The 11,597-nt window shown below is 71.8% G+C and carries 9 protein-coding genes and 1 pseudogene; 5 read left to right on the top strand and 5 right to left on the bottom strand.

Annotated features, from left to right (window positions below):
• Positions 1–329 precede the first annotated feature (329 nt).
• Together ACFY1P_RS15470 and ACFY1P_RS15465 are read left to right on the top strand one after the other, a co-directional pair.
• Positions 330–1,874, top strand: coding sequence for a class I adenylate-forming enzyme family protein (locus ACFY1P_RS15470; protein ID WP_390750842.1), 1,545 nt, complete (start codon positions 330–332; stop codon positions 1,872–1,874).
• Positions 1,871–3,436: a long-chain fatty acid--CoA ligase gene (locus tag ACFY1P_RS15465; protein WP_361524823.1), complete on the top strand. Its 1,566-nt coding sequence runs from the start codon at positions 1,871–1,873 to the stop codon at positions 3,434–3,436. The genes ACFY1P_RS15470 and ACFY1P_RS15465 overlap by 4 nt, the downstream gene beginning before the upstream one ends.
• Here the strand turns inward: ACFY1P_RS15465 and ACFY1P_RS15460 are convergent.
• The gene (locus ACFY1P_RS15460; RefSeq protein ID WP_361524820.1) at positions 3,396–4,178 is read right to left on the bottom strand and encodes an alpha/beta fold hydrolase; all 783 of its coding nucleotides are present in this window, start codon (positions 4,176–4,178) and stop codon (positions 3,396–3,398) included. The two genes, ACFY1P_RS15465 and ACFY1P_RS15460, sit on opposite strands and share 41 nt — an antisense overlap.
• Before the next feature lie 687 nt (positions 4,179–4,865).
• Here ACFY1P_RS15460 and ACFY1P_RS15455 point away from each other — a divergent pair.
• Both ACFY1P_RS15455 and ACFY1P_RS15450 read left to right on the top strand, forming a co-directional pair.
• The gene (locus ACFY1P_RS15455; protein WP_361524818.1) at positions 4,866–5,066 is read left to right on the top strand and encodes a hypothetical protein; all 201 of its coding nucleotides are present in this window, start codon (positions 4,866–4,868) and stop codon (positions 5,064–5,066) included.
• Positions 5,063–5,863 carry a Crp/Fnr family transcriptional regulator gene (locus ACFY1P_RS15450; RefSeq protein WP_361524816.1) on the top strand — a complete coding sequence of 267 codons (801 nt, stop codon included), beginning with the start codon at positions 5,063–5,065 and terminating at the stop codon, positions 5,861–5,863. The genes ACFY1P_RS15455 and ACFY1P_RS15450 overlap by 4 nt, the downstream gene beginning before the upstream one ends.
• Positions 5,864–5,902: 39 nt before the next feature.
• Here the strand turns inward: ACFY1P_RS15450 and ACFY1P_RS15445 are convergent, their stop codons facing one another.
• Positions 5,903–6,565, bottom strand: a complete 663-nt coding sequence (locus tag ACFY1P_RS15445; protein WP_390750841.1) for a GGDEF domain-containing protein — start codon at positions 6,563–6,565, stop codon at positions 5,903–5,905.
• Between the two features lie 200 nt (positions 6,566–6,765).
• On the opposite strand from ACFY1P_RS15445, the gene ACFY1P_RS15440 reads away from it, so the two are divergent.
• On the top strand, positions 6,766–7,161 hold the full coding sequence (locus ACFY1P_RS15440; RefSeq protein ID WP_361524810.1) for a DUF779 domain-containing protein: 396 nt from the start codon (positions 6,766–6,768) through the stop codon (positions 7,159–7,161).
• 43 nt (positions 7,162–7,204) lie between these two features.
• Here the strand turns inward: ACFY1P_RS15440 and ACFY1P_RS15435 are convergent, their stop codons facing one another.
• From ACFY1P_RS15435 to ACFY1P_RS15425, 3 genes and pseudogenes are all read right to left on the bottom strand, one after another.
• Positions 7,205–9,310 carry an EAL domain-containing protein gene (locus tag ACFY1P_RS15435; RefSeq protein ID WP_361524839.1) on the bottom strand — a complete coding sequence of 702 codons (2,106 nt, stop codon included), beginning with the start codon at positions 9,308–9,310 and terminating at the stop codon, positions 7,205–7,207.
• A 455-nt stretch (positions 9,311–9,765) separates the two neighbouring features.
• Positions 9,766–10,602, bottom strand: a pseudogene (locus ACFY1P_RS15430) (SAM-dependent methyltransferase).
• A 273-nt stretch (positions 10,603–10,875) separates the two neighbouring features.
• On the bottom strand, positions 10,876–11,493 hold the full coding sequence (locus ACFY1P_RS15425; RefSeq protein WP_390750840.1) for a GNAT family N-acetyltransferase: 618 nt from the start codon (positions 11,491–11,493) through the stop codon (positions 10,876–10,878).
• Positions 11,494–11,597: the final 104 nt, after the last annotated feature.

Raw genomic sequence — 11,597 nt, 5'->3', positions numbered from 1 at the left:
AGGCCATCTGGGAGTGGGTGCGCCGTTGCGCGAATGCGCCGTGCGCGGCTGCGGAGACTGCGTGGCGCCGGATGCGGGGAGTTGAGGGGTCGCCCGCCGGGAATCACGGCGCGCCGTCCTCGAATCGAGGAGGCCGGGGGAATTGACCTCTGTATATCACCGTTCGATGCCACCGTCCAACCGTCCGGTCCGTGACCGTCAATCGGCGTCCGGTAAAGCGGAACTATCGCCTCGATCAGGAAACTGACGGCCCGTCAAGAATGGTTGCCAGGTGATCGTCGGTATGTGATCCTGCCCCGAGCAAACCGCTTCGGCGCAGTGGAGATTCGATGTCTACGAACGAGAATTATGTCCGCCGGGTCCTCGAGGCGCTGGCCGGCGCTCCGGACCGGATCGCCCTGTGGCGGGAGGGCGAGGAGTACACCGCGGGCCAGTTCTCCAGGACGGTTCTCGCCGCGGCGGAATTCCTGCGGCGGCACTTTACGGAGGGTGAAACTCCGATTGTGGCGGTGCTGACCGTCACCAATAGCCCGGCCACCATAATTCTGCGTTACGCGGCGAACCTCGTCGGAGCCACCGTGGTGCACCTGCACTCCACGAACGCGGTGGACCCCGACGACCAACTGACCGCCGCCGCACGGCTGGAGATCCTCAGGACGACCGGGGCGACCTTCCTCGCCGTCGACAAGGAGAACGCCGGCACGGCCCGCGAGCTCTGCGACCGGCTGCCGCACGCGCCGCGCCTCGCGGCACTCGGCGACCTCGGCCCCGACGTGCTGGACCTGACGGCGGGCGATGCGGAGGCCGTCGAACTGGACGCGATCGAGGCCGACCCCGAGCAGCCGGCCGTGGTGCTCTACACCAGCGGCACGAGCGGCGCGCCCAAGGGCGTCACCCTGCCGTACCGCGTCCGCAGCCTCTATCTCCTCGCGGGCCTCCAGGCCCCGGCGCCGATCGTCTATCTGTCGACCCTGCCCGTGAGCCACTCCAACGGCTCGGGCGCGGACCTCGCCCTCGCCTCCGGCGGCACGGTGGTCCTGCACGACGGGTTCGAGCCCGGCGACGTCCTGCGCGCGGTGGAACGGCACCGGATCTCCGCGCTGACGCTCACCCCGCCCCAGCTGTACATGCTGGTCGACCACCCCGACATCGCCGGCACCGACCTGTCCAGCATCAAGATCATTTCCTACGGCGGCTGTTCCGCGTCCCCCGCGCGGCTCGCCGAGGCGGTCGAGGTGTTCGGCCCGGTGCTCCTCCAGTTCTACGGGACCACGGAGACCAGTGGCATCACCGTGCTGATGCCGCCCGACCACTTCGACCCGGAGCTCCGCACCACCGTCGGCCGCCTGACCGCCGAGGTGCGCATCCTCGACCAGGACGACCGGCGCGAGCTTCCGCCGGGCGAGATCGGCGAGGTGTGCGTACGCACCCCCTTCACCATGCTCGGCTACTGGGGCGACCCGGAGCTGACCGCCGCGACCGTCCGCGACGGCTGGGTGCACACCGGCGACCTCGGTTCCCTCGACGAGCGCGGCTACATGCGCCTGCACGGCCGGATGGGCGAGGTGATGAAGACCAACGGGATCAAGGTCCACCCCACCGACGTCGAGAACGCGCTGCTCTCCCACCCCGAGGTCGCCCAGGCCGCCGTGTACTGCGTCGTCGACGACGACTCCGTCGAGCACATCCACGCCGCGGTGGTCGTCCGCGCGGGCGGAGCCGTCGACTCCGGTGCCCTGACCGGCCACGTCGCCGCCGCGCTGTCCCCGAAGCACGTGCCGGCCGTGGTCACCTTCCACGACACCCTGCCCCTCACCGGCGCGGGCAAGCCGGACAAGCAGGCGCTGGCCGCCATGCGCGCGGGCGCGGCATGACCCTCACCGCCGCGTCCATCCTCGCGGAGTCCGCGCTGCGGCGCCCCGGCCACACCGCGCTCGTCTTCGGAGCGGAGCGGTTCACCTACGCCGAACTGTGGGACGCCGCCCGGCGGTACGCCGCCGTGCTGCGGGACCAGGGCGTGCGCCCGGGTGACCGGATCGCCCTGCTGCTGCCCAACTCGCCGCACTTCCCGATGGTCTACTACGGCGTGCTGGCCCTCGGCGCCGTCGCCGTCCCGGTGCACGGCCTGCTGCGCGCCGACGAGATCGCCCACGTGCTGCGCGACTCGGAGGCCGGGGCGCTGGTGTGTGCCGAGCCGATGCTCCCCCAGGGCGCCGAGGCCGCGCGGGCGGCCGCAGTCCCCGTGCTCACCGTCATGGAGGCGGCCGACAGCGGGTCACCGCGCCTCGACGTCCTCGCCGAACGGGCCGAGCCGGTCGACCGCTGCGAGCCGCGCGGCCCCGGCGACCTGGCCCTGGTGCTCTACACCTCCGGCACCACCGGCCGGCCCAAGGGCGCGATGATCACCCAGCTCAACCTGGTGATGAACGTCAGCACCACGATGCGCTCGCCGTTCGACCTCGGCCCCGACGACGTACTCCTCGGCTGCCTGCCGCTCTTCCACACCTTCGGCCAGACCTGCGGCATGAGCGCCTGCTTCCTGGCCGGCGGCACGCTCGTCCTCATGAGCCGCTTCGACGGCCCCGGCGCCCTCGACCTCATGCTCACCGAGAAGTGCACGGTGTTCATGGGCGTCCCGACGATGTACCTGGCCCTCCTCGACGCGGCCGCGCACGAGCCCCGCCGCCCGCCACTCGACCGTGCCTTCTCCGGCGGCTCCGCGCTGCCGGTCAAGGTGCTCGAGGAGTTCGAGGACGTCTACGGCTGCCCGATCTACGAGGGGTACGGCCTGACGGAGGCGTCGCCGTGCGTCGCGTACAACCAGAAGGCGTGGCCGCGCAAGCCCGGCACCGTGGGCCGCCCCATCTGGGGGGTCGAGGCGGAGATCGCCGCCGCCGACGTCGAGGGCCGCGTCGAGCTGCTGCCGGACGGCGAGATCGGTGAGATCGTCGTGCGGGGCCACAACATCATGGCCGGCTATCTCAACCGGCCAAAGGAGACCGCCGCCGTGCTCGTCGACGGCTGGTTCCGCTCGGGCGACCTGGGCGTGAAGGACGCCGACGGCTACCTCACCCTCGTCGACCGCAAGAAGGACATGGTGCTGCGCGGCGGCTACAACGTCTACCCGCGTGAGGTCGAGGACGCGCTCGTGCACCACCCGGCCATCGCCCAGGTCGCCGTCATCGGCGTGCCCGACGAGGTGTACGGCGAGGAGGTGTGCGCCGTGGTGCGCACGCGGCCCGGCGTGACGCCGGGCCCGGAGCTGGCCTCGGACATCGTGGCCTGGAGCAGGCAGCGGGTCGCCGCACACAAGTATCCGCGCCTGGTGGAGTTCGTCGACGACTTCCCGCTCGGCCCGAGCGGGAAGGTGCTGAAGCGGGAACTGACGGCGCGGTTCAGCGACGGGCGGGACGGGAGCGGGCCCCGAAGGCCGTGAGGTCCTCGGCCAGCGCCGCGGTCACCTCATCCCGCCGCCCGTCCAGATAGAAGTGGCCTCCGGCGAACGTCCGGACCCGGAAGCCGGAAACGGTGTGCTCCGCCCACCGTTCCGCTTCCCGCCCGCTCACCTGCGGGTCGGCGTCGCCGGTGTAGACGAAGAGCGGGCAGTTCAGCGCGGGGCCCTCCCGGTAGGCGTACGTCTCCACGGCGGTGTAGTCGGCGCGCAGCGCAGGCATGATCATCCGCACGACGTCCTCGTCGTCCAGGAGGGCCGAGTGGGTGCCCTGCAACTCCCGGATCCCCGCGAGGAGTCCCGCGTCGTCCCGCAGATGCGTCGTCCGCCGAGGAGCGGGACCGGGCGCCTCACGCCCCGAGACGATCAGCCCCAGCAGCCGGCCGTCCCCCTCGGCCTCCAGCCGCCGCGCGGTCTCGAAGGCGAGCGTGCCGCCCATGCTGTGCCCGAAGAGGACCAGGGGCCGGTCGCCACAGTCACGCAGCGCCCGCGTGATGCCGCTCACCAGCTCCTCGGCGCTGGTGAGCGGAGTCTCGAACCTGCGGTCCTGCCGCCCCGGATACTGCAACGAGACCACCTCGGCGCGTCCGGAGAGCGCGGCGGACAACGGCAGAAAATAACTGGCCGCCCCGCCTGCGTGCGGAAAGCAGACCACGGTGACGTCCGCATCCGCCGAAGGATGAAACCGCCTGAGCCAGAGCCGCCCCGACTCCCCTGTGCCGTCCATGAGTTACACCCGTCCTGTCGCCCCGTCGAACGCGCCGGTCCAGGGCCACGTCCCAGGGCCAACCTTTCCGGAGGGACGCCTGACGATCAAGGCATCCGGGGTGAGGGGAACGCCTCATCGACGGGCGCGGGACGCCGGTCCCCCCGGGGCACCACCCCCGAGGGGACCGTCCGTGCTGCGCGCTGGACCTGCCAAGGTCAACGACAGCGCTCCGGCCGACCAGTGGCCGGTCTCCAGCTAACGCGATAGTCGCGCACAGGATTCCCTGACCTCAGGGACCTTAACTCGAACTGACGGCGTTTTCCCTGGCGCGAGGGAATTCGGCGCGGGGATCCCGGCGCCCGCCGCCGACGGGGGGTCGGGAATCCCTGCGCGCAGGGAAACAGGGCGGCGGATCCTAGCACAAAAGATATTCCCCCACCTCGCCGATCCGCTTTGCGGGACCGGCATTTCCACCGAGATCCGGGCTGCTGGGATCGGGTCCCTACATGCAGGGACGAAGCAGGCGGGTACCCGCTCTGTCGGATACGCTTCTGCGCTACCCGAGTTCGCTCGTTCGGGCGCCCGCTCACCACGGGTGCCGGTCCGGACCAGCGGCCCGAGAATGAAATGGACCTGCCAAGTCACTCCATGGAGAAGTGGAGATCAACATTGGACAGTGGAAACGTCGCATTCCTTGTCGCAGCGGTGACGATCTTTGCGATCATCGCGTTCGTCGTGGTCTATGCCATCAAACACTTGACCGGATATCCGATGCGAATAGCGACGACGATCCTCGCCCTGGCCACGCTGGTCGGTGCGCTGGTACCGCTGGTCGACGAGCTCCACGCGATGCCCTCGGCACCGCCGCCGAGGCCGGTGTCCCCGGCGTCAGGGGTGGGGCGTTGAGCCGTCATCTCCCACCGGACTGGATGGCGACGCTCAACGAGCGGGTGATACGGCAGGCCGAACGGGCGCGCTCCGTCCGCTTCTTCACCTCGCTGCCGGGGCCCGTACGGGACGCTCTCGGGGACCACCTGGTCAGCAGGCAGTACGGCAAGGGGGACCGGCTGCGCGGCGTCGTGCCCGGGTCGAGCGAGGTGCATTTCGTCCTGTCCGGCTGCGTGGCCGAACGGACCGCGTCCGCCGGGTCCACCACACTCCGTTTCCGCGGCGCCGACTCCCTGCTCGGCGACGTGGAGATCGTCGACGAGACCGCCGGGCCGGCGGCGGCCGAATGCCTCACGACCACCTGGACCCTGTCCTGCTCGATGCCGCGCATGCGCATGCTCGCCGAGAGCGAGATATCCGTGATGAAGGGCGTGGCGAAAAGCATCTCCGAACGCCTGCGGACCAACGAGCGGGTCTACGCCAATTCCCGGCACGCGCCCATTCAGCGCGTCTGCACACTGCTGCTGGAATTGCACCGGACATCCGGCATGAGTGCCCGGCTGCTGCCCGATTCCTCGGTGGAGGTATCGGGACCCACCCAGGCGGAACTCGGAGAAGCCCTGATGCTGGGCCGGGCGACCATCGAGAACGTCATGGCGGAATTACGCATGATGGGAATCCTGACGACCGGGCACCGGCACTACGCGGTCAAACACGTCGACCTGCTGACCGCCCTCGCCGAGGGAAAGGGCCCTTCGAAAGGGAAAGCGGGAAAGGGCCCGCCGCCACCGCCGTCCCCCTTGCCGGAGCTGTGAGCGGGCCCGGACCGGCGGCGCGGGGCCGCCGCGCGGGAGCTACGACGCCCTCCTTCGCGTGGCCGGGAGGAGGATCAGGTGCGTGCCCGGGCGGCCCGCGCGGCGGCCGTTGGCCGTGGGATAGACGTCGGCCGGGCCGGCCGGACGCCAGTGCAGGCCGAGGCGCTTCGCGGTGTACATCGCCTCGTCCGCGCCGCGCAGCAGCTCAGACAGCCCGGCACCGGGCCTTCGGCCGACCCGGCACAGGCCGATCGACGCGCGGGGGGAAAGGGTGACGGCGCCGGTGTCGAGCGGGGCGGAGAGCCGGGCCGAGAGGCCGTACGTCAGCTCGCCGTCCAGGTCGGCGTCCGGCGCGAGGCGGACCACGGCGGTGTACTCGTCGCCGCCCAACCGCGCCGCGAACCCGCCGCGTTCGCGGCACCACGCGTCGAGCCGCCGCCCGACGGCGGCGATGACCTGGTCGCCCACGGCGTGCCCGTGGGTGTCGTTGATCTGCTTGAAGCCGTTGAGGTCCAGGAGCAGCACGGCGGCGTCCGGGTGCTTGACGGCCCGCCGCGCCCGGGAGGTGAATTCGTCGCGGCACATGAGGCCGGTGAGGGGGTCGGTGCGGGCGGTGCGCAGGCGGCGGACGAGGATGAGCGCGTGGGCGGCCCAGCCCACGGTCGGCGCGGCTATGGGCAGGGCCTGGACGAGGAGGTTCATCGAGGGACACCTTCCGAACAGAGAGCTGGCCCGCCACGGCTTCGCGGACTCGGCGCGTGCGGGCCGGTGTGTGGTCCGGTCATGCTGGAGATCCCCCCTTTCCGCCCGGTCGGTGCGGACTCGGCACGTGCTGGGGGCCGTTCGTATGCGAACGCCACCGCGTCTGGCGGGCGATGCCCGTTCCGGTGCAGGCTGTGCGGATGGACAAGGACCTCTCCCGTGTCGCGCTCACCGCTGCCGCCGCCGAGCTGATCCGGCGACTCCGGGAACGGCACGGCCCGTTGATGTTCCATCAGTCCGGCGGCTGCTGCGACGGCAGTTCGCCGATGTGCTATCCGTACGGCGAGTTCCGTACGGGCGGGTCCGACGTGCTGCTGGCCTCGCTCGTGGTGGAGGGGGTGGCGGAGCCGGTCGGGTTCTGGATGTCGGCGGACCAGTTCGAGCGGTGGCGGCACACGCATCTGACGGTGGACGTGGTGGCGGGGCGGGGCAGCGGCTTCTCGCTGGAGGCGCCGGAGGGGGTGCGCTTCCTCATCCGGTCGCGGTTGCTGACGGACGAGGAGGCGCGGGCGCTCGGCGGCTCGGCCGCCCTGTGAGGGCGGTCGGGACCAGCCCGCGACCGCCCTGCCGCAACACCCGCTACGACGCCGCGTCCACCAAGGACAGCATGCGCAGCCGCTCCGGCGGGCCCGGCCGCGCGTAGTACCAGCCCTGTGCGGTGTCGCAGCCCAGGATCCGCAGGTGTTCGGCCTGGGTGCCGGTCTCCACGCCCTCGACGGTCACGGACAGGTCGAGCGTGTGGGCGAGGGAGACGATGCCCTCGACGATCTTCACGTCGACCGGGTCCGCGGGCGCGCGCTGCATGCCGCGGGTGAAGGAGCGGTCGAGCTTGAGCGTGCTGACGGGCAGCCGGCGCAGGTAGGAGAGGTTGGAGTAGCCGGTGCCGAAGTCGTCGAGCGCGATGTCCACGCCCATGTCGGCGAGTTGGCGCAAGGGGCGCAGCTCCTCCTCGTCGGCGCCGATCAGGGCGTTCTCGGTGACCTCCAGGCAGAGCGCGGACGGGGCGAGGCCGGCGTCCTCCAGGACGGCGACGGTGTCGGCGACCAGCGAGGGGTAACGCAGCTGCGACGGCGAGAGGTTGACGTTGACGCGCATGGGCGCCGCCTGCTCCGGGCAGCCCTCCTGCCATGCCCGCGCCTGCCGGAGGGACTCCTGGAGCACCCAGCGGCCGAGCGGCACGATCAGGCCGGTGCTCTCCGCGAGGGGGATGAACTGGTCGGGGCCGAGCACGCCGTGGACGGGGTGCAGCCAGCGTACGAGCGCCTCCGCGCCGCGCACGGCGCCGTCGGTGAGGCCGACGAGCGGCTGGTACTCGATGAAGAACTCGCTGTTGTCGAGCGCCGCGGGCAGCCGGTTGGTGAGGCTGTGCCGGGCGATGACGCGGGCGTCGGAGTCCGCGTCGGCGAGTTCGTAGCGGTTGCCGCCGGCCGCCTTGGCGCGGTACATCGTGATGTCGGCGCTGCGCAGCACCTCCGCCGCGCCCAGTTCGCCGGCGGCGCCGTCGACGATGCCGATGCTGGCGCGTACGGACAGGTCGCGGCCGTCGAGGCGGATGGGGCGGGAGAGCGCGGCCAGCATCCGGCGGGCGAGGGCGATGGCGTCGGCCTGGGCGGACGGGCCGGTGAGCAGGGCCACGAACTCGTCGCCGCCGAGCCGGGCGACGAGTTCGGTGGGGGCGGTGGCGCAGGCGCGCAGCCGTTCGGCGACGGCGACGAGGAGTTCGTCGCCGACGGCGTGGCCGAGGCTGTCGTTGACGGCCTTGAAGCCGTCGAGGTCGAGGTAGCACAGGCCGAAGCGGGCTGGTTCGGCGCCGCCCGCGGAGGCGGTGAGCGCGCGGTCGATGCTCTCGAAGAAGAGGGTGCGGTTGGGCAGGCCGGTGAGGGCGTCGTGGGTGGCCTCGTAGCGCAGCCGCTCGTGGAGGAGCCTGCGCTCGGTGATGTCCTCCATGAGCGCGAGCTGGTACTGCGGGCGGCCGTGGGCGTCGCGCAGGAGGGCCACGGACAGGTCGGTCCACAGGACGCTGCCGTCGCCGCGGTAGTAGGGCTTCTCGACGCGGTAGTAGTCGCGTTCGCCGCTGATCAGCTCTTTGTACAGGCCCCAGACGTCGGGTGAGTCGTCGGGGTGGACCATCTCGCCGACGTTGCGGCCCATGACGTCGTGGGCCACGCCGCCGAACATGCGGGTGAGGGCGTCGTTGACGTCCATGATGCGGCCCTCGACGTCCGCGATGCCGACGCCGATGGCGGCGCCCTCGAACACGGCGCGGAACCGGGCCTCGCTGGTGTGCAGGGCCTTCTCCGTCTCGGCCTGCGCGGCCAGCGCGGCGCGGGAGAGGGCCTCCTGCTCGGCCAGGGTGCGCTCGCGCAGGGCGCGGGCGAAACCGGCGGCCAGGGAGTGCTGGAGGCGGGCGCACCGGTCGCGGGCCTCGGCGTCGGAGAGGGCGCCGCCGGGCGGGCAGTAGACCAGGAGATAGGAGTCGACGGCGCCGAGGATCCGTGGCAGGGCCTCGGGGTCGGTGCAGTGGGCGGCGACGAGCGCGGCTCCGACCTCGGCGGCGGGCGTGGGGTCGAAGGGGCGGGTGCGCAGGGCGGCGGCGAGCCGTCCGGCGAGGGGGACGAGGTGGTTCTCGAACTCGGCGCGGGTCAGGTGGGTCGCCGTCGCCGGATAGACCGTCCGGCCCCAGATCGCGGCGAAGCGCTTGAGGCTGTCGGCACGGGCGAGGTCGTCACCGTGGCGCGCGAGCGTCCCGGAACCCCGGCCGCCGGCGGCGGGCTCCGGTTCCGGTTCCGCTTCCGGATACCGGTCGCGGTAGGCGTGGGTGTTGCGCCCCTGGGCACGCGAGCCGTACGGAGCGGCCGGCTCCGCGAGGCCCTCGTCGCAGCAGGGGTCCTTGTCGGAGCAGCGGTCCTCGTCGCAGCGGAGTCCCTCGTCGCAGCAGGAGTCCGCGCCCCGGCCGCCTTCCCCGGGGCCTGTCACCGGGCCGCTCTGCTGCGTGCGGCAGTCCGGTTCGCGGCCTTCGCGTACGCAGAACCCGGCGGCCCGGCCGGCCGTGGTGTCCGGGGCCGTGGCCCCGCTCCCGGCGATCGGCCCGGCGACGGCCCTGCCGCCGGTTCCGATCGTGGTTCCGCTCGAGATCTCGGTCACGGCTTGCGCCCCACCCCGGCGAAACCGACGTACATCGCTGGGTCGTCGCCCGGGTCCGCGGTGCCCGCGCGGCCCGCGGCCGGGGCCTCGGGCCGCCACATCGGCATGGGCACCAGGCCCGGCTCGACCATCTCGAAGCCGTCGAAGAAGCGGGCCACCTCGCCGTGGCTGCGCATCAGCAGCGGGGAGCCGACCCCGCGGTAGACGCCCTCCACGCGCTCGCCCTCCTAAGGCTTGATCGGGCCGCTGTCGGTGGTGGCGTGGGTGAGGATCAGCAGGCTGCCGGGGGCGAGCGCGTCACGCAGCTCGGCGACGGCGCCCCACGGGTCGTCGCGGTCCTCCATGAAGTGCAGGACGGCCACCAGCAGCAGCGCGACCGGCCGCCGCAGGTCGAGGAGCCTTGCGACCTCCTCGCCGGCCAGGATGTCCCCCGGCGCGCGCAGGTCCGCGGCCGCGATCGCGGCGCGCGCGTTGCCCGCGAGGACGGCGCGGCTGTGCGCGACGGCGACCGGGTCGTGGTCGACGTAGACGATGTGCGCGGCGGGGTCCGCTTGCTGGGCGATCTCGTGGACGTTGCCGAAGGTCGGGATGCCGGAGCCGATGTCGAGGAACTGGGAGATGCCCCGGCCCACGGCGTAGCGCACGGCCCGCCGCATGAAGGCCCGGTTGGCCTGCATGACCTTGGGCAGGCCGGGGAAGGCGTCGATGGCCCTGCGCCCGGCCTCCCGGTCGACCTCGAAGTTGTGCGAGCCGCCCAGGTAGTAGTCGTAGATGCGGGACACGCTCGGCACGGAAAGGTCGATGCCCTGGGGGGCCCAGGTGGGACGCTCCATCAGTCTGACTCTCCAGCTCATCGAACGGACATGTGAGCAGAGGCTACTGATCGCCCGTTCGAATGGAAGAAGCAAGTGGAAATCTGCGATCCGCATTTAACCGCGATTCGCCCCTGCTCCTTGCAGGTGCTCCCCCCGAAGCACCCCAAAACCACTTTCGTACGTGAGATGCATCTCTCCCACTTCCCCCGTCACATACCTCTACGGCCACAACAGGCACATGCGCAACCCTTTGCGCGGTCCTCCCTCGATTTGATCATGAATTGCACGGGTTCAGCACCGGGGCTCCCGCCACATCGGCCACATCAGCGGGCCCTCGGGGAGCTCCACGGCCGTGCCCGTGAAGACGAAACCGAGGCGCTCGTACAGTCTCTTGCTGCGGGCGTTGCTCGCCTCCAGATACGCGGGCATGCCCTCCCGGTCGCAGCGGTCGAGGACCGTCGTCAGCAGCGCCCGGCCGCGGCCCTGATCGCGGCGGCCGGGCGCCGCGGCGATCACCGGCAGGTAGTAGTGCGACCGGTCGGCGGGGTGCGCCTGGGCCGTCAGCTCGCCGACGATCCGCACGCGCTCGTTGCCACGGTCCGCGTCGACGAGCCGGTCACCGAGGTCGTCCTCCTCCGCGTCGTCGCCCGCCGCCGGCACCGGTATCCACAGCGCCGCCGCCGCGAGGTCGTCCGTCACGTCGACCCAGCCGTCGCGCAGCGCCGCGTCCAGATACACGCCGAAGAATTCCGGCTGCACGGCACGCCGGTGCTCCTCGTCCGGGAAGACCCAGCCGCTGACCGGATCGGCCATGAACGCCTCTCCGATCAGCCGGCGGATCTCGTCCCGCTCCCCCGCGACGGCCCGGCGGATTATCGGGGCGACGGCGGTGTCCTGATGCACGATCACGGCGCTTTCCTCACGTACGGAATGACGTGGCTCTCACGTCCGCGTCGATCGTACGGACCGGCGGTGCGTGCCGTCGGCGGGAATGCGGCAACGCCTGAATTGCC

The organism is Streptomyces sp. NPDC001407, assembly GCF_042895325.1.
Classification (GTDB): Bacteria; Actinomycetota; Actinomycetes; order Streptomycetales; family Streptomycetaceae; genus Streptomyces.
The sequence above is the reverse complement of the archived record's forward strand: the minus strand, read 5'-3'. Positions and strand labels throughout refer to the sequence as shown.